The sequence below is a fragment of the Streptomyces sp. NPDC045470 genome, assembly GCF_040646595.1.
In the GTDB taxonomy this organism is placed as follows: domain Bacteria; phylum Actinomycetota; class Actinomycetes; order Streptomycetales; family Streptomycetaceae; genus Streptomyces.
In genome coordinates this window covers 153,168-179,134 of record NZ_JBEZAN010000013.1, presented here as the reverse complement: position 1 = coordinate 179,134, position 25,967 = coordinate 153,168, and the positions used below count along the sequence as shown (strand labels likewise).

Here is a 25,967-nt window from a genome sequence, read left to right as displayed (position 1 = left end):
GAAACCTCAGGGGGGAGATCGTCATGGCTGCCGGCATGGACCGCCGTTCGTACGACACGGGTGCCTCGGCGGAGGCACAGGGCAACATCCAGGCCGTGATCGCGCGCCTGGAACAGGTGATCACGGAACGCGACGCGCAGGTGAAGGCCGCGATGGCCGACTTCACGGCGGACGGTGTCGCGGACGAGTACCACGGCAAGGAACTGCGCTGGAACCGGGCGTCCCAGGAGGTCAGGAGCATCATCCAGCTCCTGCGCACGACGCTGGAGAAGAACGACGGGACCGCGCACCAGACGCTCGCCCGCGCGAAGGCCGCGGTCGACAACATCGGCTGAGCCGGCTCGGCGCGTCAGACACACCTCTCCGTGACGCGCCGACGGATGGAGAGTCACGGGGGTGACGGCGCCGCCGCACGGCACGTGCGGGCGGCGCTACAGTTTTGCAGCCAGGGGGGCATACATGGCGTCATGGGACATTCAGCCGCAGGGGGTCCAAGGCCAGTTGAAGGTCGTCGGCGCGCATGCCGAAGATCTGGGTAAGGCCCTCACCACGCTGCTCAAGGACCTCCAGGAGGCGGCCCGGGTGGCCGGCACGGCCGTGCCGGGTTCGCAGGCCACGACGCTGCCGGGCGGGGCACCGGTACTGACGACGGCCAAGCCGGTGGGGCCGGTCGCCCCCGACAGACTGCCGCAGAAGGCGACGGGGCCGGTCGCTGCCGCACTGGTCGAGTACGCGTCCCGGCGCCAGGAGGACATCAAGGCGATGGCCGATCGTGTCCAGGCCGCCGTCCTGGGCGCCGCCCAGGCCACCAACGAGTACGTCGAAGGCGACCTGGAAGCGGCCAGGAACGCCCAGGCCGCCGCCCGGGCCGTGCGGCTGGACGCGCTGAAGACCTTCGGGGGGAAGCAGTGAGCAACGCGCCGGTCGACCCGGCCGAGGTGCCGGTTTACACCGGTGACCTGGACAGCCTCCAGGCCAAGGTGACGTCGCTGGCCCAGGGCGGCACCAAGGTCAAGACCGTCGGCTCGGACGTCCACACGTCCTTCGCCGGCCTGTCCGCCTTCTACAAGGCACCCGAGGCCGAGCAGTTGTTCGCCGTGACCGAACCGGTGGCGCGCACAGCACGGGCCCTCGGCGACGACATGCAGACCGTCTCCAAGGCCCTGGGCACCTACGCCCAGGAGATCACCCCGCTGGTCGACCAGTTGAATCGGCTCAAGCAGGAAGCCGCCGACTTCCGCGCCAAGGACGCCGCCGACGACGACTGGGACGAGGACGGCGATCTGATCGAGGAGAACCTCGCCCGCCGTAACAAGATCGCCGAAGTCTGGACCGCCTTCCAGGCCGCCGAACGCGACTGCCACGCGAAGATCGTCGCCCTGGTGGGCGGCACCGCCCTCAGGACGAACGACGGGACCAACCAGAAGGGCATGTACGGCTACGACGCCGAAGCCCTCAAACAGTCCAAGAGCCTGCCCTGGGGGGACGCGGTCGAGGAGTCGGTCCCCGCCTGGCAGGTGTGGGAGCACGTCTACGACTTCGGCAAGGGAGTCATCGTCGACGGCCTGTGGGGCACCGTCAGGGGCCTGGGCACCCTGGTCGGCGTCGACGGCTGGGACGCCGCCGGCGAAGCATGGGTCAACCTGGCCAAGCTCTCCACCGCCGTCACCATCGCCGCCGTCCCCGGCCTGGGCGCCGCCTACCTGACCGTCCCCGGCAACATGCTCCCGTCCTGGCTACGGGACTCGCGGAAGGCGATGGTCGAGACCGGCAAGGCCATGCTGGCCTGGGACCAGTGGGGCACGAACAACTCCCGCGCCGCGGGCGCCGTCACCTTCAACGTCCTCACCGCCCTCGTCACCCGCGGCGGCGGCGCGGCCGTATCGGGCGCCGGCAAAGCCGGAACTGCCGCCAAGGCCCTCTCCTTCGCCGGCAAGGTGGGCCAGGTCATCGACCCGATGACGTACGCCTTCAAGGGCGCGGGGGCGGGCGTGTCCAAGATCGGCGACGTACTGTCCCACCTCAAGAACCTGCGCGGCCTCGACCTCCCGAAGTTCCCGCAGAACACCGTCGCCCTCCCGGACGGCGCCCACCTGACCGCCGACGGCACCATCCGCCTCCCCACGGGCCAGAAGATCCCGGAAGGCTTCACCAGACTCCCCGACGGCACCGTGCAGCCCCCGGCCCATGTCACCCTCCTCCCCCCGGGCACCGTCCGCCTCCCCACCGACGGCCCACCCCGCTTCCTGGCCGAAGACGGCACCATCCACAGACCGGACGGCACCGTCGAACACCACGCACAGACAGCCCCCAGAGACATCACGTCCAAACCGACGGACGGCGCGGACGTGCCCCGGGTCGATTCTCCGAGCCATCGGGAACAGCCGGCGATGGCAGGTGTCGGTGGGCGGGGTGATGAGGTTGCGCGGGTGGGGTCGGAGGTTTCGGGTCCGACGGAAGCCGAGGGCCGGGCCGGCCATGGCGGCAATGCAGGCGACTCCATTCCCCCGAGCCGTGCGGGTAGCCATGGGGCCCCAGGCAACAACGCAGGTGAACACATGCCCGCTGACAACCTGGGCCACAACTCGACCGAGGGCAAGGCCGGAGGGAACCACCTCAAGGACAACGGCGATTCCACGAGCGGAGGACACGGACCCGGAAACGCTCAGGATTCCCCGCCCCGGGAAAGTCACGGGGCCCGGCCGGCCAGCGGACACGACAGTTCGGCGTCGTCGGACACCGGCTTCGGGAGCAGCGGTGGGCCTGGTGGTGGCAGTCACGGAGGTACCCACGGCCCCGGCGTCCCTGACGGTCTGCCTCCTGTGCACCTGGAGGGTGACCGCGTAGCGCAACAGCCCATCGGCAAGATGGCTCCCGAGCAGGAGGAAGCCGTGACGACGGCCCTGACGGAGTCGAAGGTGCCGCCGGTGGACCAGGAGCGCATGTTGACCCAGCTCCGGAAGTCGGGGTACGGAAGCGCTGTCGCCGAGCACATCGCCAGTGGACGATTTGCTGGTTTCCCTGGTTACAAGGACCTTATTTATCAGGTGAAGCAGAATGACATGCTGCCGGCTGTCCATCAAGCGCTGGAGCACGCAGCCGAACTGCAAGCCAAGAGCGTGGAAAACATCGGATTCGAACTAAAAATACCGGATCAGAAACTTGACTTGGACGTCCTGGTAAGGTCCGAGAACGGAATCGAATACGGCGCCCAACTCAAGGACGTACAGAGCACCAGTGGAATCAAATCAGCAGTGTCGAAAATTGCAGAAAAACAACTGGCAGGACCCGGCGTAAGAACCAAGGTGGCGATTCTCGACATCAACGACATCAAGGGTTCACTGACCGATCGCATCCTGAGGAACATCCAGAGGGCCGCAGACCGGACCAACGCCTACTTCGAGCTACGATTCATCGACGGCTCATTGACCGTCTTCCCGACCAATGCGAACAAACCGTGAGGAACCCGAATTGTCGACTCTGATGCGAGCACCGAGGGAAGTCGGTTCGTGGTTCTGGGACCTTGAGGACGTGATGGCGCCAGGGTTGGAAACAGCCCTGCACACGGCGGCTCGCATGTCTGCCCTCCTGCAAGAGAACAACTTGTTGGAGCCTGCGTCACTGGAATGGTCCTGGTTTGAGGTAGGCAAGGGAGGGCTGGGAATTCACAGCCGCCTCGACATCGTCGGGCGCTCTTTGAACGACGCCGAGATCGCCGAACAGGCACGACAGTGTCAGCCGGTCGGCTACCCTGCAGCCGAGATGTCCGCGATCTTGGTGGCAGGCTCAGGCTCATGGGTGGATTCTGAAGGAAACTGGCATAGCGAACCTCGTCTGGTCGAACTCACCGTATCTCCAGACCCGGTCGGTCCCTTCGCGGGACTCTCCGTGCACCACGATGTCTGGAGCCCGTGCGACTTTCGAGGGAACCCCCACCCAGCGGTGCAAGCCCGCAATGCCCCTCGCCTGGCAGCAGCGCTGCGCGGGCTTGACAGTTTGCTGGGCATCGAGGCCGAGCCTGGCGAGCCCACCTACTTCGGGACCACAGAGAAGTACGGAATCAAGGCTCCCGACATCATTGACGGACTCGGCCCCGATCTGACCGACCTGCTCTGACGGGACCCGATCAGTCACCGAAGAGAAATTCGGTTCGACCGGACAGTCACTGAACCCGTAGAAGCGCTCACGTCACCCTCGCACCGAAGGACAGCCCCCGTCAGAGGCACGACAAAGGGCCAGATCAGACTCCTCTGATCTGGCCCTTTCGCTGAGCCGCCTGGGGGAGTCGAACCCCCGACCTACGCATTACGAGTGCGTCGCTCTGGCCGACTGAGCTAAGGCGGCGTGGTGCGGAGCCCAGTCTACACATCGGATGGGGGTGGTCCGAACCGGGTGGGGGTGGGGTCAGGTGCAGTGTTTGTCGGGGGGTGGGGGTGTGCCTTCGAGGAGGTAGGTGTTGATGGTGGTGTCGATGCAGTCGCTGCCGCGGCCGTAGGCGGTGTGGCCGTCGCCCTCGTAGGTGAGGAGGGTGGCCGAGGAGAGCTGGGAGGCCAGGGAGCGGGCCCAGGGGTACGGGGTGGCCGGGTCGCGGGTGGTGCCGACGACCAGGATCGGGGCGGCGCCCTCGGCGGTGATGCGGTGGGGCTCGCCGGTGGGTTCGACCGGCCAGTACGCGCAGTTCAGGGCGGCCCAGGCGAAGCTTTCGCCGAAGACCGGGGATGCCTTGCGGAAGGCGGGCAGGGCGGCGCGTACCTCGTCGGGGCCGGAGAAGGCGCCGGGGAGGTCGAGGCAGTTCACGGCGGGGTTGGCGAACATCTGGTTGGCGTAGGTGCCGTCGGGGTCGCGTTCGTAATAGGAGTCGGAGAGGGCGAGCAGGCCGCGGCCGTCGCCCTTCTGGGCCTGGGCGAGGTATTCGCGCAGCACCGGCCAGGCGCCCTCGTCGTACATGGCGGCCGTCACGCCGCTGGTGGCGAGGGACTCGGTGAGGGTGCGGGGGCTGCCGGTGGGGGCGGGACGGGCGTCGAGCTGTTTGAAGAGGGCGCTCAGGCGGCGGCCCGCTTCTTCGGGGCCGCCGGTACCCAGGGGGCAGTCGCGTTGCTTGGCGCAGTCCTTGGCGAATGCGGTGAAGGCGGTGTTGAAGCCGGCGGTCTGGTCGCGGTTCATCGTCCGGGCCGGCAGGGAGGGGTCCGTCGCGCCGTCGAGTACGAGGCGGCCGACGCGGGAGGGGAAGAGGCCGGCGTAGGTCGCGCCGAGGAAGGTCCCGTAGGAGGCGCCGACGTAGGTGAGCTTGTCGTCACCGAGGGCGGCGCGCAGGACGTCCATGTCTCGGGCCGATTCGACGGTCGAGACATGGCCGAGGCGGGCTCCGGTGCGGGCGCGGCATCCCCGGCTGAAGTCGCGCTGGGCGCTGGTGAGGCGGTCGACCTCGGCGTCCGAGTCGGGGGTCTGGTCGACGCGGGTGTACTCGTCCATCTCGGATTTGGACAGGCAGGTGACCGGCTCGCTGCGGGCCACGCCGCGCGGGTCCACGGCGACCATGTCGTACCGGGCCCGGACGGCGTCGGGCTGCGGCGCGTACTGCTGGAGGTAGTCGATCGCCGAGCCGCCCGGACCGCCCGGGTTGACCATGAGGGAACCGATGCGGCTGCCCGGGCCGGTGGCCTTCTTGCGGGAGACGGCCAGCTTCAGGTCGGTGGCGGTGCTGGGCTTCGCGTAGTCGAGAGGGGCCTTCATCGTCGTGCACTCGAAGCCGACGATGCCGCACTCACGCCAGGTGAGTTTCTGGTCGTAATACGGCCGGAGGGCGGCCGGGACGGCGGTGGGGAGGGGCTTGAGGGTGGCCGTCGCCGCGTCGGGCATGGCTTCGGCGGAGCCCGTACGGCCGTTCGTCGGCTGCCCGGAGGCAGCGGCGCCGGGTGAGGAATCCCCCGAGGAGCAACCGGAGACGAGCAGCACGGTGGCGGTCAGGACGGTACCGGCGGTGCGGAGCAGGCGGCTGGTGGCCATGGGCGGTCCCTCGGTCCCTGGGGAGAGGAAGGGCGGAAGGGGGTGGGAGTGGGGTGGGAGGGGCGGGGCGGAATTGGTGGAGTGGAGAGGTGGAGGTGGTGGGAGGTGGTGGGAGGTGGTGGGAGGTGCTTTGGGGGGTGTCGCGTCGACCTCGGTGGTGGACGGAGCGTATCCGGGTCGGGACGTTCCGTGGGGGTGAGTGGGTACGCTCGTACGGGTGAGGGGTGTGTCCCGGAAGGGACCGGTGGGCCTCAGCCCTCGCGGAGGGCCGCTGTCATCGCCTCGACGGCCAGGAGGGGCGCCACATTGCGGTCGAGGGCCTGGCGGCAGGCGATGACCGCCTCTATCCGGCGCAGGGTGCGCTCCGGGGACGAGGAGGAGGCGATACGCCGGATGCTGTCGCGGACCTCGTCGTTGGCGAGCGGGACCGTGGCGCCCAGTTGGACGGCCAGGACGTCGCGGTAGAAGCCGGTGAGGTCGGTCAGGGCGAGGTCGAGACTGTCGCGCTGGGTACGGGTGGAGCGGCGCTTCTGCTTGTCCTGGAGTTCCTTCATGGCGCCCGCCGTACCGCGCGGCAGCCGGCCGCCCGTGCCGGCCGCGGCACCGAGGGCGGCGCGCAGCTCCTCCGTCTCCTTGGTGTCGACGTCCTCCGCGACCTGCTTGGCGTCCTCCGACGCCGCGTCGATCAGTTCCTGGGCGCCCTTGAGGCAGCCGCCGATGTCGTCGACGCGCAGGGGCAGCTTGAGGACGGCGTCACGGCGGGCGCGGGCGCGCTCGTCGGTGGCCAGGCGGCGGGCCCGGCCGATGTGTCCTTGGGTGGCACGGGCGGCGGCCGCCGCGGCGTCCGGGTCGATGCCGTCCCGGCGGATCAGGACGTCGGCGACGGCGGCCACCGGCGGCGTGCGCAGGGTGACGTGCCGGCAGCGGGAGCGGATCGTGGGCAGGACATCCTCGATGGAGGGGGCGCACAGCAGCCAGACCGTACGGGGGGCGGGCTCCTCGACGGCCTTGAGGAGTACGTTGCCCGCGCCCTCGGTGAGGCGGTCGGCGTCCTCCAGGACGATGACCTGCCAGCGGCCGCCGGACGGGGACATGGAGGAGCGGCGGACCAGGTCGCGGGTCTCCTTGACGCCGATCGAGAGCAGGTCCGTACGGACCACCTCGACGTCGGCGTGGGTGCCCACCAGGCTCGTGTGGCAGCCGTCGCAGAAGCCGCAGCCGGGGACACCGCCGAGCGCGCGGTCCGGGCTGACGCACTGGAGAGCGGCGGCGAAGGCGCGGGCGGCGGTGGCCCGGCCCGAGCCGGGCGGGCCGGTGAACAGCCAGGCGTGCGTCATCTTGGACGTGCCGGACTGCGCTATGGGGTCCGCGCCGCTCGCGACCGCGCCCTCGGCGGTGACCAGCGCGTCCGCGTCGCGCGCGGCAGCGGCAAGCTGCTCCGTCAGGCGTTCCTGCCCGACCACGTCGTCCCACACAGCCATTTCGCTGCCCGCCGTTCCTGTCCGTCCTGCCCGTGCCGTCACGCCGCCCCGCCGACGCGCGTTCTTCCGCGCCGTCGCGCCGCGCCCCGCGCTCGTTCCATTGTGGGGCCTCCCACTGACAGCGCGGGCGGGGAGGGGAGGAGGAAGGGATGAGGAGAGGGGGTGGGGGGGCGGCGGTTGGTGGTGGGGAAGGGGTGAGCCCCCGGCGTCCGTCAGAAGACGGCTGCCAGGGGCTCACCCTTTTACGGACCCATCATCCGGCCGCCGCCTCAGCCCCGGCGCCCCCGTCGGCCGCGCCCCTGCTGTTCGTCCTCGTCCTCGCGCGGGCCGAGGAGTTCGTCGGCCAGTGTCGGCAGGTCGTCCAGCGGGGTCTCCTCCGCCCAGGCCGGGCGGCGGCGCGGTGCGGGCTGGACCGGTTCGCCGGTGGCCGGGTCGATCTGCGGGAGTTCCCTCGTACGTTCCACGCCGGAGACACCGGAGGCTCCGGACGTGCCCCGCGCGCCCCGCTCCCCCGTACGGCCGTCGTGCTCCTTGCGGAACATCCACTCAGGCACCCGGTCCGCCGGGTCGTCCCCGCGCCGCGCCTCTTCCCGCTGCTGCCAGCCCTGGCCCGCCTCGGGGCGTACGGGCGGCAGCACCGCGGTCTCGTCGGAGGCTCCCGGGGCGTCGTCCCGGTGCTGCGGCAGCACAGCCGTCTCCTCGGCGTCCGAGGCCGCGGACGAACGGGACGACGGCTCCTGCTCCGCTCGGCCGTGCTGCTCCAGCCCCGCCATCGGCGTCTCCGTCGTGGGCGCCTCCGCGGTCTCCGCCGCCCTCACCGCCTCTTCGCGGGCCTTGCGCGCGGCCTCGGCCTCCGCCTCGGCCGCGGCGGCCAGGCGAGCCTGTTCGGCGCGCAGCAGCGCCTCTTCGGCCTTGCGCTGCTTCTCCAGGCGGCGTTCCTCGGCCTCCGCGCGCAGCCGGGCCTCTTCCTCGGCCCGCTTGCGCAGGCGTTCCTGTTCGGCCTGGCGCGCGCGCTCTTCGGCCTCGCGGCGCAGGCGCTCCTCCTCGGCGGCCTGGCGGGCCTCCTCGGCGCGCTTGCGTGCTTCTTCGGCCTGGCGGGCGGCTTCGCGGGCCTTGGCCTCTTCGATCTCGCGGCGCTTGCGCTCTTCCTCCTCGGCGCGGAGCTTGGCGAGCTGCTCCTGCCGTTCGCGCTCCTTGCGCTCCTCCTCGGCCTTGCGCGCGGCCTCTTCCTCGGCCTTGCGCCGGGCTTCCTCCTCGGCGGCCTTGCGGGCCTCTTCCTGGGCCTTGACCTCGGCCTCGGACAGCGGCAGCACCTGGTCGAGGCGGTGGCGTACGACGGTGGTGACGTCCTCCGGCTCCTGGCCGGCGTCCACGACCAGGTAGCGCGCCGGGTCGGCGGCGGCCAGGGTCAGGAAGCCGGAGCGGACGCGCTGGTGGAACTCGGCCGGCTCGGACTCCATCCGGTCCGGTGCCTCGGTGAAGCGCTCGCGGGCGGTCTCCGGGGAGACGTCGAGGAGCACGGTCAGGTGCGGTACGAGGCCGTCGGTGGCCCAGCGGGAGATGCGGGCGATCTCGGTGGGGGCGAGGTTGCGGCCCGCGCCCTGGTAGGCGACGGAGGAGTCGATGTAGCGGTCGGTGATGACGACCGCGCCACGTTCGAGGGCGGGGCGGATCACGCTGTTGACGTGTTCGGCGCGGTCGGCGGCGAACATCAGGGCCTCGGCGCGGTCGGAGAGGCCCGAGGTGGACACGTCCAGGATGATCGAGCGCAGCCGCTTGCCGATGGCGGTGGCGCCGGGCTCGCGGGTCACCACGACCTCGTGCCCCTTGCCGCGGATCCATGCGGCGAGCGCCTCGACCTGGGTCGACTTCCCGGCGCCGTCGCCGCCCTCCAGGGCGATGAAGAAGCCGGTGGGGGCCGGGGCCTGGTCCGGGTCGCCGCCGCGCAGTGCCTCGCGCAGGTCGCGGCCGAGGGGGACGCCCTGCCGGTCGTCGACCTTGCCGAGCACCCATGCGGCGACCGGCAGCAGCAGCGCGCCGACCAGCATCAGGGTGAAGGCCGCGCCGCCGTGCGAGAAGACGTTCTTGTCGCCCGCCAGGTGGTGCGGGCCGATGGCCCCGGCGAGCAGCGGCGCCACGATGACGGCCAGCGCGACGACGAGCCGGACGACCGCGTGCAGGTGATCGGTCGTCCGGGCCGAGCGGGAGGCTTCGGTCTCCTGGTCCAGGAGCGTGTGGCCGGTGTTGGCCGCGACGCCCGCCGCCACTCCGGCCAGCAGCATCAGCAGCACGACCGTCGTGGTGTCCGGGACCAGCCCGGCCGCCAGCAGGGCCAGGCCCGTGACGGCCACGGCGAGGGCCAGCAGACGGCGCCGGGACAGCGCGGGCAGCACCTTGCGGGCGCCGCGGATGCCCGCGACCGGGCCGGCGCTCAGGCCGAGGACCAGCAGTCCGAAGGCGACCGGTCCGCCGCCGAGGTCACCGGCGTGCAGGACGGCGACGGAGACGGCCGAGGCGATCGCGCCGGCCACCGCCGCGCAGGCCAGAACCAACAGCGGTACGGCGTTCGTACGGCCGCGGTCGACACCGCCGTCACCCTTGGGGCGGCGCAGGCCCTCCAGGGGGGAGCGCGGGCGCGGTGTCTGCGTACCGGGAAGTTCGAGGAAGTACAGGATCGAGACGGAGGCGGCGAAGAGGCCGGAGGCCACGTACGAGGCGAGCGCGGCCTGGTGGTCGGCGAACCAGCCGATGCCGTTGGCCAGCAGCCTGCTGACCAGCGCGACGACGATCAGGCCCGCGGCGGCCAGCGGCAGCGAGACGAAGGCGGTGCGCAGCGACAGGCGGCGCAGCGCGTCCAGGTTGTCCGGCAGCGGGCGGACGGACGGTCCTTCGGCCCGGTCCCCCCGGTCGGACGGGGCCGGGGCCGGGGGTGGCGCGGGGAGCAGTCCGGGCGCCGCGCTCTCCCGCGCGACGGTCCAGAAGCGCTCGGCCACGCCGCCGACGAAGACCGTCACCAGCAGCCAGATCAGCGCGGTGTCAGGGGTCCAGTCGATCCACAGCGGGGCCACGACCAGCAGCGCCAGCCGCACCCCGTCCGCGCCGATCATGGTCCAGCGGCGGTCCAGCGGTCCGGACGGCGCGGTCAGCGCGGACAGCGGGCCCAGCAGCACCGCCCCGGAGAGCAGGGTGGCCAGCATCCGGGCCGCGAAGACGGCGGCGACGGCCAGGGCCGCGCCGCGGTAGCCGCCGCCGAAGGCCGCCTGGCCGCCGAAGGGTACGTACACCGCCGCTTGCAGCGTCAGCAGTACGAGCACCAACAGGGCTAGGGCATCGCCGATCGCCCCGACGAACTGTGCGCTCCAGAGCCGCTTCAGTGGGGGGAAGCGGAGCAGGGCTCGCACGGCGCGCTCGCGGGAGTCCGCGACGAGGGCGCCGGATGTGGGGGTCACGACCGTAGGGAGCTCGGCACGCGTCATCCCGCCAGCCTATCGGCCGGATATGACAGGTCCAGCGTCCACCCGAACACACGGGCGGGTGGGTTCAGTCCTCCAGCAGCATGTCGTCGAAGATCTCGATCACCACGATGACGAGCAGCCCGTGCGCGACGACGTACTCGATGAGGAGTCCCGGCGCCACCTGGACCCTGCGGTCGTCCCGTGCGTGCCGACCGGCACCGTCGCCTTGTGGTACGGGTCGAGCGTCAGCTTGGCCGGCCCGCGTTCGAGCAGGTCACGCCGCTCGGGAGCCATGACGTCCGCCGTCGCCTTCGCCTCGACGGTGCAGGTGACGCGGTACGTCAACGTGCTCCCCCTCAGTCCTCCACGCTCTCGGCCGCCGCCTTCTTCGCCGTCGCGGCCGCAGCCGTGGTCTTCTTGGCGGCGGTCGTCTTCTTCGCCGTCGTGGTCTTCTTCGCGGCCGTCGTCTTCTTCGCGGCCGTCTTCTTCGCCGGGGCCTTCTTCGCGGCGGTCTTCTTCGCCGTCGCCTTCTTGGCCGGGGCCTTCTTGGCGGTCTTCTTCTTCGCCGGGCCCTTGGCGCGCTTCTCGGCGAGCAGCTCGTACCCGCGCTCCGGCGTGATCGTCTCGACGTCGTCGTCCCGCCGCAGCGTCGCGTTGGTCTCGCCGTCGGTGACGTACGGGCCGAAGCGGCCGTCCTTGACGACCACGGGGCGCTCGCTGACCGGGTCGGTGCCCAGCTCCTTCAGCGGCGGCTTGGCGGCGGCCCGGCCGCGCTGCTTGGGCTGCGCGTAGATGGCGAGGGCCTGCTCCAGCGTGATGTTGAAGATCTGGTCCTCGCTCTCCAGGGAGCGCGAGTCGGTGCCCTTCTTCAGGTACGGGCCGTAGCGGCCGTTCTGCGCGGTGATCTCGACGCCCTCGGGGTCCTTGCCGACGACGCGCGGCAGCGACATCAGCTTGAGGGCGTCGGCGAGGGTGACGGTGTCCAGGGACATCGACTTGAAGAGCGAGGCGGTGCGCGGCTTGACCGCGTTCTTGCCGGTCTTCGGGGTGCCCTCGGGCAGGATCTCGGTGACGTACGGGCCGTAGCGGCCGTCCTTGGCGACGATCTGGTTGCCGCTGTGCGGGTCCATGCCCAGCTCGAAGTCGCCGCTCGGCTTGGCGAGCAGCTCCTCCGCGTACGCGACGGTCAGCTCGTCGGGCGCCAGGTCCTCCGGCACGTCGGCGCGCTGGTGGCCCTCGGCGTCCTTCTCGCCGCGCTCCACGTACGGGCCGTAGCGGCCGACGCGCAGCATGATGCCGTCGCCGACCGGGAAGGAGGAGATCTCGCGGGCGTCGATCGCGCCGAGGTCGGTGACCAGTTCCTTCAGGCCTCCGAGGTGGTCGCCGTCGCCGTTGCCCGCCTCGGAGGCGGCGCCGGCCGCCTCGCCCTCGCCGAAGTAGAAGCGGCGCAGCCACGGCACGGACTGGGCCTCACCGCGCGCGATGCGGTCGAGGTCGTCCTCCATCTTGGCGGTGAAGTCGTAGTCGACGAGCCGCCCGAAGTGCTTCTCCAAGAGGTTGACCACGGCGAAGCTCAGGAAGGACGGCACCAGGGCGGTGCCCTTCTTGAAGACGTAGCCGCGGTCCAGGATGGTGCCGATGATCGACGCGTACGTCGACGGGCGGCCGATCTCGCGCTCTTCCAGCTCCTTGACCAGCGTCGCCTCGGTGTAGCGGGCCGGGGGCTTGGTGGCGTGGCCGTCCGCGGTGATCTCCCGCGCGGTCAGCGGGTCGCCCTCGGCGACCTGCGGCAGCCGCCGCTCGCGGTCGTCCAGCTCGGCGTTCGGGTCGTCGGCGCCTTCCACGTACGCCTTGAGGAAGCCGTGGAAGGTGATGGTCTTGCCGGAGGCGCTGAACTCGGCGTCCCGGCCGTCGGCCGTCCGGCCGCCGATCTTGACGGTGACGGAGTTGCCGGTGGCGTCCTTCATCTGGGAGGCGACGGTGCGCTTCCAGATCAGCTCGTACAGCCTGAACTGATCACCGGTCAGGCCGGTCTCCGCCGGGGTGCGGAAACGATCACCCGAAGGCCGGATCGCCTCGTGCGCCTCCTGCGCGTTCTTGACCTTGCCCGCGTACGAGCGCGGCTTGTCCGGCAGGTACGCGGCGCCGTAAAGCTGCGTGACCTGGGCGCGGGCCGCGGAGATCGCGGTGTCCGAGAGCGTCGTGGAGTCCGTACGCATATAGGTGATGAAGCCGTTCTCGTACAGCTTCTGCGCCACCTGCATGGTGGACTTCGCGCCGAAGCCCAGCTTGCGGCTGGCCTCCTGCTGGAGCGTGGTCGTACGGAACGGGGCGTACGGGGAGCGGCGGTACGGCTTGGACTCGACCGAGCGGACCGCGAAGTCGGTGTTCTCCAGGGCGGCGGCCAGCGCGCGGGCGTTGGTCTCGTCCAGGTGGAGGACGTCGGCGTTCTTCAACTGCCCGTTGGCGCCGAAGTCGCGGCCCTGGGCGACGCGGCGGCCGTCGACCGTGGACAGGCGGGCGGCCAGGGTGGACGGGTCGCTGGTGTCGCCCTCGCGGCCCGTGGAGAACGTGCCGGTCAGGTCCCAGTACTCGGCGGAGCGGAAGGCGATGCGCTCGCGCTCCCGCTCGACGACGAGGCGGGTGGCCACCGACTGCACCCGGCCGGCCGACAGGCGCGGCATGACCTTCTTCCACAGGACCGGCGAGACCTCGTAGCCGTAGAGGCGGTCGAGGATGCGGCGGGTCTCCTGGGCGTCGACCAGCTTCTGGTTCAGCTCGCGCGGGTTGGCGACGGCGGCCCGGATCGCGTCCTTGGTGATCTCGTGGAAGACCATCCGGTGGACCGGGACCTTGGGCTTGAGGATCTCCTGGAGGTGCCAGGCGATGGCCTCGCCCTCGCGGTCCTCATCGGTGGCGAGGAAGAGTTCGTCGGACTCGGCCAGCAGCTCCTTGAGCTTCTTGACCTGGTCCTTCTTGTCACTGTTGACGACGTAGATCGGCTGGAAGTCGGCGTCGACGTTCACGCCGAGACGGGCCCAGGGCTCGCCCTTGTACTTCGCCGGGACCTCCGCCGCGCCGTTCGGGAGGTCGCGGATGTGCCCGACGCTGGCCTCGACCACGTAGCCGGGGCCGAGGTAGCCCTTGATCGTCTTCGCCTTGGCAGGCGACTCGACGATGACGAGTCGGCGGCCGCCGCCCTGTGCGGTCTCGCTGGTCGGGGACAACTTCGCTCTTCTCTCCGGTCGACGCTGGGGGTAACCCCCCGGGCCGGAGCTCTGGGGGACACTGCGGTGACGCTTGACGCTGCGGAGTGTGACGGTACATCCCGCCCTCGTGTCAAACGGAAAAACCCCGCAACGCCACTCGAACGGTAACCCGACTACATGCCTTCATGCCGCCCGGACCGGACACGGGCCGGTGCCGGACCCGGCTCCGGGCCGGTCGGCCGGGGGCTGCGGACTGGGGGCTGCGGGGTTACGGGCTGCGCGGACAGGACGGCCGGTGGCCGTATCCGTTCTCACCCCGTACTGTCCCCTCTCGACCGTGCCCTCCCACGCGGTGCCGCCGTCCCGGCCGGGGCGGGGCGTGATGTCGCCGGCGTGCGGGAAGTGGCGGGGACGGCTGGAGCGGCCGGGAGAGTCGCGGTAGCCGGGATGACTGGAGGGGCCGGTGGGTCTGTGTGGAGCCGGGGCCGGGGCCGTCGCCCCGGCAGAGCGCGTTTGTCCTGAATCAGGGCGACTACGCCAGGTCGTCGAGCCGGGCCCGGTGCGGTGAGTACTCCGTGAACGCCCCCTCCTCCCCCGCCGCCGTACGGAACGCGACGCTGCGCCGCGCGGCGGTCGCCGTCGGCGTCGGCGCCCTCGGCGCGGCCTATCTGTGGCACACCAATCCCCACGAACCGGGGCAGGTACTGCTTCCGTGTCCGTTCCGCTGGGCGACCGGGCTGCTCTGCCCCGCGTGCGGCGGGACCCGGATGGCGTATGACCTGATGCACGGCGACCTCGTGACGGCCTTCCACGACAACGCCGTCCTGCTGACCCTGGGCGGACCGGCCGCCGCGTACATGACCAGCCGGTGGCTGTACGCGGGGCTGCGCGGGCACCGGTTCCGGGCCCGCCTCGGGGCGCGCGGCAACGCCGTCGTCCTCGGTGTCGCCGCCGCCTGGATGCTGGTGCGCAATCTCACGGGCTGACCGGGGGTCTCACCCCGCGGGCACCGCCCGCACGCGGACGGCCGCCGGGCGCGCCGCGGGGGAAGCGGCGCGCCCGGCGTACCGTGCGTCCTGAGAGGTGCCCTACGGCCCGCTTCAGCGCACCGTGACCGTGATCACCGGGGAGATCACGCCGCCGCCGGCGATCCGAAGCTGGTTGACGCCCTTGATGCCCAGCTTGACGCGGAGCGAGTAGGCGCCGGTCTTGTTGGTGGTGACGCTGGCGGGCAGCGAGACCCACTTGGCGCCCTGCTTCTGCTGGACGGTGACCTTGGTGCCCGCCTTGATGCCGGTGGAGGTGCCGGAGATACGGAACTCCTGCCACGCCTTGACCGAGGTCGTGCTCGCCTTGGCGGTGAGCGTGGCCTTCTGCGGGGCCTTGGCGGCCACGGAGTGGGCGGCCGGGGACGCGGGGGCCGCGGAGGCGGCGGCCGCGGTCCCGGCGACGAGAGCGGCGCTGAGAACCCCTGCGGCGGCGAGGCGGTATGCACGGTTCATGACGTGTTCCTCCCTGTTGGGCCGGTTGATGGCCTTCCCTCTGGAACACGGGCAGATGGCCGTTCCGGTTGCCTCACGGGGGAGTGGTTTTGCGTGAGTTTTTTCTGGTGGTGCGGAAGTGAACAGGCCGTGGCCGCAATGCAGTTGAGTGCGCAACGAAAGGGATGGAGAAGGCTGGGCGGCAGGCGCTTCTTGTGAAGACGGCGGGGGAGGGTGGGGCGTTCCCTCGGGGCTCCCGGGAACTTCCGGATGCGCCCGGTGGCCTGCCCCGTCCGCCCCGTCCGCGCTACAGCAGCAGCCAGCATCCCGTCCCCAGGAACAGCACGCCGAAGAGCAGCGCCAGCGCCGTACCCGACGTCCGGCCCACCCCGTCGGCGACCGGCTCCCCGGCCCGTACGCACACGCCCGTCCACACCAGCAGGCCGGCGCCGAACAGCGCGAAGGCCGCCCCGGCGAACGCCTCGGGACCACTCTCCATGCGGGCAGAGTGGCACTCCCGGGCAGCGCGGCGACGAACCTCGGGTGAATGCCACCTGTACGGCCTGACCGTCGCCCCTCGGGGCCGTCGTCCCTCGGACCGGGGGCGGGGCCTCTCTCCGCCGCTCCTCGGCCCGGCCCCGCCGTCACCCCTTCGGCTCGACCACGCCGTCACCCCCTCGGCCCGGGATTCAGTCCGTCCCGGTCGCCACCGGCTCCAGGAAGCCCTGCTCGACGAGGGTCCGGATCGCGTCCGGCGTACGGTCGCGCAGCAACACCGGATCCTCGCCGACCAGTTGCGCGATCGCGTCGAGGATCCGTCCGGCGGGCAGCGAGCCGTCGCAGACCCCGGCGAAGCCCGCGCCGACCGTGTCCACCTTCGTGGCGCGCCGCATGCCGCGGTTCTGCCGCAGGACCACGTGCTCCGGGTCCTCGGCCCCGGGCAGCCCGACCTGTTCCTGCACGACCTCGTCGGCGAGCCGGAAATGGCCGGCCAGCAGGGCCGCGTCGTCCGTCGCGCGCAGGTAGTCCTGGCGTTCGAAATGCTGGACGACCGCGGTGCCCAGCGGCTGCTCGACCGGGTGCGGCCATTCCTCGACCGTGATCGACGGGTCCGTCGCGCCGGACTTGCGCAGGGTGATCCACCCGAAGCCGACGGCCTTGGTCCGCCGGGTCGCGAACTCCTCCAGCCAGGCGTCGTAGCGCGCCGCGTACTCCTCCGGGCCCGTACGGTGGTCGCCGGCGTCCCGCAGCCACAGCTCCGCGTACTGCGTCACGTCCTGGACCTCACGCTGCACGATCCACGCGTCGCAGCCGCGCGGCACCCAGGAGCGCAGCCGGTCGCGCCAGTCCTCGCCCTCGACGTGCTGCCAGTTGGCGAGCAGCTGGCAGTACCCGCCGTCGTTCAGATGGTCCGCGGCCTGCTGGACGATGGTGCGGCACAGGTCGTCGCCGCCCATGCCGCCGTCCCGGTAGGTCAGCCGGGCGCCCGGCGAGATCACGAAGGGCGGGTTGGAGACGATCAGGTCGTACGTCTCCTCGCCCACCGGGTCGAACAGCGAGCCCTCCCGCAGGTCGGCGGCGGCCGCGCCGGACAGCGCCAGCGTCAGCCCGGCGATCCGCAGCGCCCGCGGGTTCAGGTCGGTGGCCGTGACCTCGGTCGCGTACGGGGAGGCGTGCAGCGCCTGGATGCCGGAGCCGGTGCCGAGGTCGAGGACCTTGGCGACGGGGGTGCGGACCGTGATGCCGGCCAGCGTCGTGGACGCGCCGCCGACCCCGAGCACCAACTGCGCGCGGTCCACACCCGCGGCCTCCTCGGCGGCCCGGATGCCGCCCGCGCCACCGACCGCGCACCCGAGGTCGGAGACGATCCACCAGTCCTGGCCGTCGGGGCCGCCGTACGGACGCACGTCGACGCTCGCCCGGACCTCGTCGCCGTCGCGCACCAGCCAGCCGTCGGCGAGGCAGTCGTCCACCGGCAGCGCGGCGGCGGCCCGGTCGTACGGCACCGGGCGCTGGAGCAGGAACAGCCGCACCAGGGTGGACAGCGGGCCGTCGTCCCGGGTCGCGCGGAGCGCCGGAACGGTCTCGCTGCGGGCCAGCGCGGCGTAGGCGGGCGCGCCGAGCAGCTCCAGCAGGCCGTCGGCGGTGAACGCGGCGTCGCGCAGCGCGTCGCGCATCCGGGCCGTACGGGCGGCGGAATCGGGGTCTCGAAGGTCTGCGGTGGGGAGGTGCGTACTCACGCTCCCATTGTCAGGCCAACCACTGACAAACGGCCACGGCCCGGCCACGCCGCGGCCGACGGGGCACGGCGGACGGCGGACGGCGAGTCGGGCTGCGGGGTGCGGGGCGAGCGGCGGACGGCGAGTCGGGAGGCGAGCGGTGGGGCGGGCGCGGCCGACGGGATGCCCGCCGGCGTGTCGGCCGCGCGCCCGCCATGTCCCGACGGCGTGTCGGCCGCGACCCGGCCGCGCCTGACGGCGTGTCGGCCGCTCCCCGGGGCGCTCGTGGACGTGCACGGTGGCCGTACTCGGCGGCCGTGGCGGCCCTGCGCGGTGGCCCTCCCGAGGCCGGCCCCAGCATCCCTGAGCGACAGCCGTGCCCGGGGGGCGGCGGCCGCCGCGCCCGCCTCGGCTACTTCTTCGGCGCGGCCGACCCGCCGCCCTCGGTGGCCTTCTGGTTCTGGCAGCCGGACTGCCCCGCCATCGCCTTCTTGACGTCGCCGGACTCCAGCTTGCTGAACGCCTGTTCGCTCTTCTTGTTGAGCTTGTTGATGCCGTCGGACAGCGTCCGCAGGCCGTCCGCGAACTTGCCCTTGTCCCCGGTGTCCAGGCCGTCGACCTGCTTCTTGAGGTCGGCGTAGCCCTTGGAGAGGTCGTTGAGCTCCTTGACCGCGTTCTTCTGGGACTCCTCGCCGCCGTCGGCGGGCGGCGCGCCGGCCTGGTCGAGCGACTTCGCCAGCGACGCGTAGGCGTCGGAGATCTGCTGGAACGCCTTGGAGTCGGCCTCCTGGACCTTCTTGGAGTCGGTGCCGCCGCTGTCGGCCGTCTGCATGGACGTGTTGGCGTCCTGGATCTTCTTGAACTGGGCCTGGGCGGGGTCGCAGAACTTCTTGGCCCAGGCGTCGAGCTTATTGTCACCGTCGTCGCTGCAGCCGGTCAGCGCGAGCATCAGTGCCGCGCCGCCGGACAGCGCGGCCACAAGCTTCTTCTTCACCGGATTGGTCCCTTCCATGGCTCTCGGCCCCGGAACATACACGTCCGAGGGCCCCCGGCCATGAGCCGGTCGGCCCGTACGCCCCTCATTGCAGCCATTTGCACCAAGCCCTGTGACGCGGCCGGGCGCACAGCAGTGCGGGCGGAGGGCGTGCTCAAAGCACGCCCTCCGCCCGCCCGTTGAGCGGCGCGGACGCCCCGCCCGCTAGGAGACCACCGCCGGGTCGGCGGTCTGCGCCACCTTCCCCGAGTTGTTGTCTTCGTCACCCACCGCGATGCCGCGGCGCTTGGAGACGTACACCGCGCCGACGATGACGACGATCGCCACCCCGGCGGCCACGATCCGCACGCCGGTGCTCTTGTCCGCGCCGTAGCTGAACTTCACGACGGCCGGCGCGATCAGCAGTGCCACCAGGTTCATGACCTTCAGCAGCGGGTTGATCGCGGGGCCCGCGGTGTCCTTGAACGGGTCGCCGACCGTGTCGCCGATGACGGTCGCGGCATGCGCCTCGCTGCCCTTGCCGCCGTGGTGGCCGTCCTCGACCAGCTTCTTCGCGTTGTCCCAGGCGCCGCCCGAGTTGGCGAGGAAGACCGCCATCAGGGTGCCGGTGCCGATGGCGCCCGCGAGGAACGAGCCGAGCGCGCCGACGCCGAGCGAGAAACCGACGGCGATCGGCGTGAGCACCGCCAGCAGGCCGGGGGTGGCCAGCTCGCGCAGCGCGTCCTTGGTGCAGATGTCCACGACACGCCCGTACTCCGGCTGCTCCGTGTAGTCCATGATCCCGGGCTTCTCACGGAACTGCCGCCGCACCTCGAAGACGACCGAGCCGGCCGACCGGGACACCGCGTTGATCGCCAGCCCCGAGAAGAGGAAGACGACGGAGGCGCCCAGCACCAGGCCGACCAGGTTGTTCGGCTGCGAGATGTCCAGGCTCAGGCCCATGCCCCGGGCGGCGTCCCCGACGTCCCGTACGGCCGTGGCGATCGCGTCGCGGTACGAGCCGAACAGCGCCGCCGCGGCCAGTACGGCCGTGGCGATGGCGATGCCCTTGGTGATGGCCTTGGTGGTGTTGCCGACGGCGTCCAGGTCGGTGAGGACCTGCGCGCCGTCGCCGGTGACGTCGCCGGACATCTCGGCGATGCCCTGGGCGTTGTCGGAAACCGGGCCGAAGGTGTCCATCGCGACGATCACGCCGACGGTGGTCAGCAGGCCGGTGCCGGCCAGCGCCACCGCGAACAGCGCCAGCATGATGGACGTGCCGCCCAGCAGGAAGGCGCCGTACACGGACAGGGCGATCAGCACCGCGGAGTAGACCGCGGACTCCAGACCGAGGGAGATCCCGGAGAGCACCACCGTCGCCGGGCCGGTCAGGGAGGTCTTGCCGACGTCCCGTACCGGCCGTCGGCTGGTCTCCGTGAAGTAACCGGTGAGCTGCTGGATGAGCGCGGCCAGCACGATGCCGATGGCGACCGCCACCAGCGCCAGCACCCGCGGATCGCCGCTGCGGCCCAGGATCGCCGGGTCCGTGACACCGGACAGGTCGGCGTAGGAGGACGGCAGGTACGTGAAGACCGCGACCGCCACGAGGACCAGCGAGATGGCCGCGGAGATGAAGAAGCCACGGTTGATGGCGGTCATGCCGCTGCGGTCGGAGCGCCGGGGCGCCACGACGAAGATGCCGATCATGGCCGTGACCACACCGATGGCCGGGACCAGCAGCGGGAAGGCCAGGCCCGAGTCGCCGAAGGCGGCCATGCCCAGGATGAGGGCGGCGACCAGCGTCACGGCGTACGACTCGAAGAGGTCGGCGGCCATGCCGGCGCAGTCGCCGACGTTGTCGCCCACGTTGTCCGCGATGGTCGCGGCGTTGCGCGGGTCGTCCTCGGGGATGCCCTGCTCGACCTTGCCGACGAGGTCGGCGCCGACGTCCGCGGCCTTGGTGAAGATGCCGCCGCCGACCCGCATGAACATCGCGATCAGCGCGGCGCCGAGACCGAAGCCCTCCAGGACCTTGGGTGCGTCGACCGCGTAGACGAGCACCACACAGGACGCGCCGAGCAGGCCGAGCCCCACGGTGAACATGCCGACGACGCCGCCCGTACGGAAAGCGATCTTCATGGCCTTGTGCGAGACGGCGGTGAGATCCTTTTTCGCCTCGCCCTCGCCCGGCGTGGCTTCCCGGGCGGCAGCGGCGACACGCACATTGCTGCGTACCGCCAGCCACATCCCGATATAGCCGGTGGCGGCCGAGAAACCGGCGCCGATCAAGAAGAAGACGCTGCGCCCGGCGCGCTGCGTCCAGTTGTCCGCGGGAAGCAGCATGAGCAGGAAGAACACCACCACGGCGAAAACGCCGAGGGTGCGCAACTGCCGGGCGAGATAGGCATTCGCGCCTTCCTGCACGGCGGCAGCGATCTTCTTCATGCTGTCGGTGCCCTCACCGGCGGCGAGCACTTGCCGCACCAGCACCGCCGCGACGGCCAGTGCCGCGAGCGCCACGACGGCGATCACCAGCACCATGCCGCGGTTGCCCGACGTCAGCGATGGCTCGGCCAGGTAAGAGGGGTGTTCCAGCAACTGAGGGGTGTAAGGCCCCGCCATTCGTCCTCCTTGACGTTTGGCACATGGGCGCGCGGATGCACGCTCAGGCGTCCTGAGCAAAGTTGTGGACGGATTGTAGGTAGCGGCACCAGATCAAAACAGGGCGCCTCAAAGGGAATTCGCCGGTGGCGGCCGAGATCGTTCGAAGAACGGACGGAGATCGGACAGAGATCAGGCGAAGAAGCAGCGAAGATCGAAAATAGCGGGGCCGTAGCCGCGTCGCCGCAATTCGCCTGGACGAATGAATGCGAATAATTAGCTGACAACTGAATGATGATCTCAGGGTCTTACCTAACGCCGCTGCTCACGGCGCCGCGAACGAGCGCCGCGCGGCCCGGCCGGGCCGCCGTCGGGCCGTCGTCGGGCCACCGTCGGGCCGGCGGGCACCGGGCGGCTCGGGGGCCCCGTGCGGGGTCCCGCACGGGGCCCCGGTGTGCCCGGCCGCCCCGCCAGGTGCCGGTGGCGCCGCGGGCATGGTCCGGCGGCGGTACGGGGTCGGTGGACGCCCGGCTGCGTCGGTGCCTGCGTACCGCCACGGAAGTACGCACTCCGGTAGGGGGCACGCGGCCCCGGGACGACGGCGGACCGTACGCCCGGTACGGCCGGGTGGGGAGGCGGAGGAGCCGGGCGCACGGGACCGGTGGGTACGGGGAACCCGATGGGTACGAGCGTGCGGATGTGGCCGGAAGAGGAGGGTGAGGGGGAAGGCCCCCGAGTGGCCGGATGGTGAGCCCTGGCCGCCGCATGCCACACGAAAGAGTTGGGGCACGTACGGCTGAATGGGGCGTGCGGGAGTGAAAGAGGGCGCGTGCGGACGCGGAGATGCTCGTGCAGGCGCGGAAGGGCGCGTGCGGGCGCGGAGGGGCGCGAGACGGGCTTCCTGCGGTGCGGGTGGGATCGCCGGTGCGCCAGGCGCGCGCCCGTAGCCCGTCGCAGCAGCCGGCAGACGCTACGGCGAGGGCCTCCCCGCTACCGGGGCAGCCGCGCTACGCATGCGTCACTGCAACGTGGGCAGCCCCGCACCAGAAGAACGCCGCCCCGACGACAGAACCCCGACGACAGAACCGCCAGCTCTACGGCAGGCCGGCCCCTACGGCAGCACCGGCGCCGGTGTCGTGGGCCAGCTCATGCGGATGATGCCGCCGGTGTCGCCGGCGGTCACCTCGACGTCGTCGACCAGCCCGCTGATGACCGCGAGCCCCATCTCGTCGTCGCTCTCGGCCGCGTCACCGTTGTCCGAGGCGGGTCCGCCGGGCAGCGGCTCCCCGTTCAGACCGCGGACGCCGGGCACCGCACCGGCACCCGCCGGGCTCCCCGGGACCTCGTCGCCCACCTCGATGGAGAACTTCTTCTCGTCCTCGACCAGGGCGACCCTTACCGGGGCCGTGATGTTGTTGGTGCGGTGCAGCCCCACCGCACGGGTGCACGCCTCACCGACGGCGAGCCGAACCTCGTCCAGCACGGCCTCGTCCACCCCGGCCCGCCTCGCCACGGCAGCCGCGACCAGCCGCGCGGTGCGGACGTGCTCGGGAAGGGCGCTGAAGCGGAGTTCGACGGTGGCCATGCCATCCCCCTCGGTATGCGGGCGTGCAACGCAGGGGGCCGGACCGCCAAGCCCGGTTCCCCCCACTGCTTCCAACCCCCGCGCCGCGGCGCGGGGACCGGCGAGCCGTCAGTCGGTGGCTGCGACGGCTTCGTCGACCGAGGTGTGAATCGGGAACACCTTGGTCAGTCCGGTGATACGGAAGATCTTCAAAATGCGCTCCTGGTTGCAGACCAGGCGCAGCGAGCCCTCGTGGGCACGCACCCGCTTGAGCCCGCCGACCAGAACGCCGAGCCCCGTGGAGTCCAGGAAGTCGACACGCTCCATGTCCACCACGAGGTGGTAGCTTCCGTCGTTCACGAGCTCGACCAGCTGCTCCCGCAGCTTGGGCGCGGTGTATACATCAATCTCGCCACCGACCTCGACGACCGTACGGTCGCCAACGGTCCGGGTCGACAGGGACAGGTCCACGGATCCTCCAGCACCTTGCTATCGAGCGGTCGCCCCCCATGGATCGGCAGCCGCGATGGCATTCAATCACTTACCAGCAGGCGTGCACGACGCCTTGTGCGCATTGTCCGTCACACCGGTGACACACTCGGTGCCGATGGCCTCCAATCAGTTGCCCCCGGACGGGGGCACCAGACCCTCCCCGCGCACGGTCCTGGACCGTCTCACCCAGGGGGCGTCCCGCGCTACGCGCATCACTCATACGGAGCACTTGCCCCCGCGCATCGGCAGCCATGCGGAATGGCCCGCACGGATCCGTCCGGAGGTGCTGGAAGCCGTCGGCGCCGCCGGGATCGCCCGCCCGTGGACCCATCAGGCGCGTACCGTCGAGCACGCGCTGCGGGGCGAATCGGTCGTCATCGCCACCGGTACGGCGTCCGGGAAGTCGCTCGCCTACCTGGTCCCGGTGCTGTCCGGGCTCCTGGACGGTTCCGAGGCCCCGAACGGGCGCGGCGCCACGGCCCTGTACCTGGCGCCCACCAAGGCGCTCGCCGCCGATCAGCGGCGCGCCGTCGGCGAACTCGCCGCGCCGCTCGGTACCGCGGTGCGGCCGGCCGTGTATGACGGCGACACGCCGGTCGAGGAACGCGAATGGGTGCGCCAGTACGGCAACTACGTCCTGACCAACCCCGACATGCTCCACCTGGGCATCCTCCCGGCCCACCCCCGCTGGTCCTCCTTCCTGCGCGCCCTGCGCTACGTCGTCATCGACGAGTGCCACACCTACCGCGGCGTCTTCGGCTCCCACGTGGCCCAGGTCATACGCCGCCTCCGGCGTGTCTGTGCCCGGTACGGCTCCGAACCGGTCTTCCTGCTGGCCTCGGCCACCGCCGCCGAACCGGCGCAGGCGGCCGAGCGGCTGACGGGTCTTCCTGTGGCCGAAGTCACGGAGGACACCTCGCCGCGCGGCGAGGTGGTCTTCGCGCTGTGGGAGCCGCCGCTGACGGAGCTGCACGGCGAGCAGGGCGCCCCCGTACGCCGGACCGCCACCGCCGAGACCGCCGACCTGCTGACCGACCTCGCGCTCCAGGATGTCCGTACCGTCGCCTTCGTACGGTCGCGGCGCGGCGCCGAGCTGATCGCCCTCATCGCGCAGGAGCGGCTGGGGACGGTCGCACGGGCCCTGGCCCAGCGGGTGGCCGCCTACCGGGGCGGCTATCTGCCGGAGGAGCGGCGGGCGCTGGAGCGCGCCCTGCACACCGGCGACCTGCTCGGCCTGGCCGCCACCACGGCCCTGGAGCTGGGCGTGGACGTCTCCGGGCTGGACGCCGTACTGATCGCCGGGTACCCGGGCACCCGCGCCTCCCTGTGGCAGCAGGCCGGGCGCGCGGGGCGGGCCGGACAGGGCGCGCTCGCCGTCCTCGTCGCCCGGGACGACCCGCTGGACACCTACCTCGTGCACCATCCGGAGGCGCTCTTCGACCAGCCCGTCGAGTCCACCGTGCTGGACCCGGACAATCCGTACGTGCTCGCGCCGCACCTGTGCGCGGCCGCCGCGGAACTCCCGCTCACCGAGGACGATTTCCCCCTTTTCGGCCCCGCCGCACCGGGCCTCCTCCCCTCGCTGGAGGCCCGCAAGCTGTTGCGCCGCCGCGCCAGGGCGTGGCACTGGACCCGGCGCGAGCGGGCCGCCGACCTCGCCGACATCCGCGGGCAGGGCGGCTCGCCCGTACAGGTCGTGGAGGCGGGCACCGGCCGTCTGCTGGGCACGGTGGACGCGGGCGCCGCGCACACCAGCGTCCACGACGGCGCCGTCCACCTCCACCAGGGCCGTACGTACCTGGTCGAGCACCTGGACCTGGAGGACGACGTGGCCCTCGTCCAGGAGGCGAACCCGCCGTATTCGACGACCGCGCGCGACACCACCGCCATCGCCGTACTGGAGACCGAGACGGAGGTCCCGTGGGGCGACGCGCGCCTGTGCTTCGGCTCGGTGGAGGTCACCAACCAGGTCGTCTCCTACCTGCGCCGCCGGCTGATCACGGGCGAGGTGCTGGGCGAGACGAAACTCGACCTGCCGCCCCGTACGCTGCGCACCCGGGCCGTGTGGTGGACCGTCACCGAGGACCAGCTCGACGCGGCCCGCGTCAATCCCGAACAGCTCGGCGGCGCCCTGCACGCCGCCGAACACGCCTCCATCGGCCTGCTGCCGCTGTTCGCCACCTGTGACCGATGGGACATCGGCGGCGTGTCCCTCCCGCTGCACCCCGACACCCTCCTTCCCACCGTCTTCGTCTACGACGGCCACCCGGGCGGCGCGGGCTTCGCCGAACGCGCCTTCCGCACCGCCCCGGAGTGGCTCGCGGCCACCCGCAAGGCCATCGCCTCCTGCGAGTGCGAGGCCGGCTGCCCGTCCTGCATCCAGTCGCCCAAGTGCGGCAACGGCAACGACCCGCTCCACAAGCGGGGCGCCGTACGACTCCTGACCGAACTCCTCAAGAACGCGCCGGAACCGGCTTCCTGAGCGC

17 protein-coding genes and 1 tRNA gene are annotated in these 25,967 nt (G+C 71.6%); 6 read left to right on the top strand and 12 right to left on the bottom strand.

The features are described 5' to 3' along the window. Positions 1–23 precede the first annotated feature (23 nt). The 4 genes from AB0A97_RS29620 (at position 24) to AB0A97_RS29605 (ending at position 4,116) form a co-directional block, all read left to right on the top strand. Complete coding sequence (locus AB0A97_RS29620) at positions 24–335, top strand: pore-forming ESAT-6 family protein (RefSeq protein ID WP_030019277.1); 312 nt, start codon at positions 24–26, stop codon at positions 333–335. 124 nt (positions 336–459) lie between these two features. After that, the gene (locus tag AB0A97_RS29615; RefSeq protein ID WP_361155547.1) at positions 460–912 is read left to right on the top strand and encodes a DUF6507 family protein; all 453 of its coding nucleotides are present in this window, start codon (positions 460–462) and stop codon (positions 910–912) included. Then, on the top strand, positions 909–3,461 hold the full coding sequence (locus AB0A97_RS29610) for a hypothetical protein (RefSeq protein WP_361155545.1): 2,553 nt from the start codon (positions 909–911) through the stop codon (positions 3,459–3,461). Before AB0A97_RS29615 ends, AB0A97_RS29610 begins: the two co-directional genes overlap by 4 nt. Before the next feature lie 10 nt (positions 3,462–3,471). Continuing rightward, positions 3,472–4,116 (top strand): hypothetical protein, encoded by a 645-nt coding sequence (locus tag AB0A97_RS29605; RefSeq protein ID WP_361155543.1) that lies wholly within the window; start codon positions 3,472–3,474, stop codon positions 4,114–4,116. Between the two features lie 154 nt (positions 4,117–4,270). Here AB0A97_RS29605 and AB0A97_RS29600 read toward each other — a convergent pair. The 5 genes from AB0A97_RS29600 to topA form a co-directional block, all read right to left on the bottom strand. Continuing rightward, positions 4,271–4,344, bottom strand: a tRNA-Thr gene (locus AB0A97_RS29600). 60 nt (positions 4,345–4,404) lie between these two features. Beyond that, a complete protein-coding gene (locus AB0A97_RS29595; RefSeq protein ID WP_361155541.1) occupies positions 4,405–6,006 on the bottom strand; it encodes an alpha/beta hydrolase in 1,602 nt (533 codons plus the stop codon). A 251-nt stretch (positions 6,007–6,257) separates the two neighbouring features. Continuing rightward, positions 6,258–7,487, bottom strand: coding sequence for a DNA polymerase III subunit delta' (locus AB0A97_RS29590; RefSeq protein ID WP_361155540.1), 1,230 nt, complete (start codon positions 7,485–7,487; stop codon positions 6,258–6,260). 269 nt (positions 7,488–7,756) lie between these two features. Further along, entirely contained in the window at positions 7,757–10,963 is a 3,207-nt protein-coding gene (tmk, locus tag AB0A97_RS29585; protein ID WP_361155538.1) for a dTMP kinase, read from the bottom strand. A 335-nt stretch (positions 10,964–11,298) separates the two neighbouring features. Next, on the bottom strand, positions 11,299–14,169 hold the full coding sequence (topA, locus tag AB0A97_RS29580; RefSeq protein ID WP_361155536.1) for a type I DNA topoisomerase: 2,871 nt from the start codon (positions 14,167–14,169) through the stop codon (positions 11,299–11,301). A 599-nt stretch (positions 14,170–14,768) separates the two neighbouring features. Between topA and AB0A97_RS29575 the strand changes: the two genes are divergently transcribed. Then, on the top strand, positions 14,769–15,137 hold the full coding sequence (locus AB0A97_RS29575; RefSeq protein WP_361155640.1) for a DUF2752 domain-containing protein: 369 nt from the start codon (positions 14,769–14,771) through the stop codon (positions 15,135–15,137). A gap of 114 nt (positions 15,138–15,251) precedes the next feature. On the opposite strand, the gene AB0A97_RS29570 is transcribed toward AB0A97_RS29575, so the two are convergent. The 7 genes from AB0A97_RS29570 to bldG all read right to left on the bottom strand — a co-directional run bounded on the left by AB0A97_RS29570 (position 15,252) and on the right by bldG (position 23,460). Then, positions 15,252–15,653, bottom strand: a complete 402-nt coding sequence (locus AB0A97_RS29570) for a hypothetical protein (RefSeq protein ID WP_361155535.1) — start codon at positions 15,651–15,653, stop codon at positions 15,252–15,254. A 286-nt stretch (positions 15,654–15,939) separates the two neighbouring features. Next, positions 15,940–16,131, bottom strand: coding sequence for a hypothetical protein (locus AB0A97_RS29565; RefSeq protein WP_361155533.1), 192 nt, complete (start codon positions 16,129–16,131; stop codon positions 15,940–15,942). Between the two features lie 190 nt (positions 16,132–16,321). After that, on the bottom strand, positions 16,322–17,872 hold the full coding sequence (locus tag AB0A97_RS29560; protein WP_361155531.1) for a methyltransferase: 1,551 nt from the start codon (positions 17,870–17,872) through the stop codon (positions 16,322–16,324). A gap of 391 nt (positions 17,873–18,263) precedes the next feature. Beyond that, a complete protein-coding gene (locus AB0A97_RS29555; protein ID WP_361155529.1) occupies positions 18,264–18,845 on the bottom strand; it encodes a small secreted protein in 582 nt (193 codons plus the stop codon). Positions 18,846–19,049: 204 nt separating this feature from the next. Then, the gene (locus AB0A97_RS29550) at positions 19,050–21,446 is read right to left on the bottom strand and encodes a sodium-translocating pyrophosphatase (RefSeq protein ID WP_361155527.1); all 2,397 of its coding nucleotides are present in this window, start codon (positions 21,444–21,446) and stop codon (positions 19,050–19,052) included. A gap of 1,090 nt (positions 21,447–22,536) precedes the next feature. Further along, positions 22,537–23,010, bottom strand: coding sequence for an ATP-binding protein (locus AB0A97_RS29545; RefSeq protein WP_361155525.1), 474 nt, complete (start codon positions 23,008–23,010; stop codon positions 22,537–22,539). Positions 23,011–23,118: 108 nt separating this feature from the next. Continuing rightward, on the bottom strand, positions 23,119–23,460 hold the full coding sequence (gene bldG, locus AB0A97_RS29540; protein WP_004571875.1) for an anti-sigma factor antagonist BldG: 342 nt from the start codon (positions 23,458–23,460) through the stop codon (positions 23,119–23,121). A 55-nt stretch (positions 23,461–23,515) separates the two neighbouring features. On the opposite strand from bldG, the gene AB0A97_RS29535 reads away from it, so the two are divergent. Next, the gene (locus AB0A97_RS29535; RefSeq protein ID WP_361155523.1) at positions 23,516–25,963 is read left to right on the top strand and encodes a DEAD/DEAH box helicase; all 2,448 of its coding nucleotides are present in this window, start codon (positions 23,516–23,518) and stop codon (positions 25,961–25,963) included. Positions 25,964–25,967 lie beyond the last annotated feature (4 nt).

What these genes read in the sequence shown, in the direction of transcription:
- AB0A97_RS29545 (WP_361155525.1), bottom strand. Translation starts at nt 23,010, where the DNA reads ATGGCCACCGTCGAACTCCGCTTCAGCGCCCTTCCCGAGCACGTCCGC.
- AB0A97_RS29570 (WP_361155535.1), bottom strand. Translation starts at nt 15,653, where the DNA reads ATGAACCGTGCATACCGCCTCGCCGCCGCAGGGGTTCTCAGCGCCGCT.
- AB0A97_RS29565 (WP_361155533.1), bottom strand. Translation starts at nt 16,131, where the DNA reads ATGGAGAGTGGTCCCGAGGCGTTCGCCGGGGCGGCCTTCGCGCTGTTC.
- AB0A97_RS29615 (WP_361155547.1), top strand. Translation starts at nt 460, where the DNA reads ATGGCGTCATGGGACATTCAGCCGCAGGGGGTCCAAGGCCAGTTGAAG.
- AB0A97_RS29595 (WP_361155541.1), bottom strand. Translation starts at nt 6,006, where the DNA reads ATGGCCACCAGCCGCCTGCTCCGCACCGCCGGTACCGTCCTGACCGCC.
- AB0A97_RS29590 (WP_361155540.1), bottom strand. Translation starts at nt 7,487, where the DNA reads ATGGCTGTGTGGGACGACGTGGTCGGGCAGGAACGCCTGACGGAGCAG.
- AB0A97_RS29620 (WP_030019277.1), top strand. Translation starts at nt 24, where the DNA reads ATGGCTGCCGGCATGGACCGCCGTTCGTACGACACGGGTGCCTCGGCG.
- AB0A97_RS29550 (WP_361155527.1), bottom strand. Translation starts at nt 21,446, where the DNA reads ATGGCGGGGCCTTACACCCCTCAGTTGCTGGAACACCCCTCTTACCTG.
- AB0A97_RS29535 (WP_361155523.1), top strand. Translation starts at nt 23,516, where the DNA reads ATGGCATTCAATCACTTACCAGCAGGCGTGCACGACGCCTTGTGCGCA.
- tmk (WP_361155538.1), bottom strand. Translation starts at nt 10,963, where the DNA reads ATGACGCGTGCCGAGCTCCCTACGGTCGTGACCCCCACATCCGGCGCC.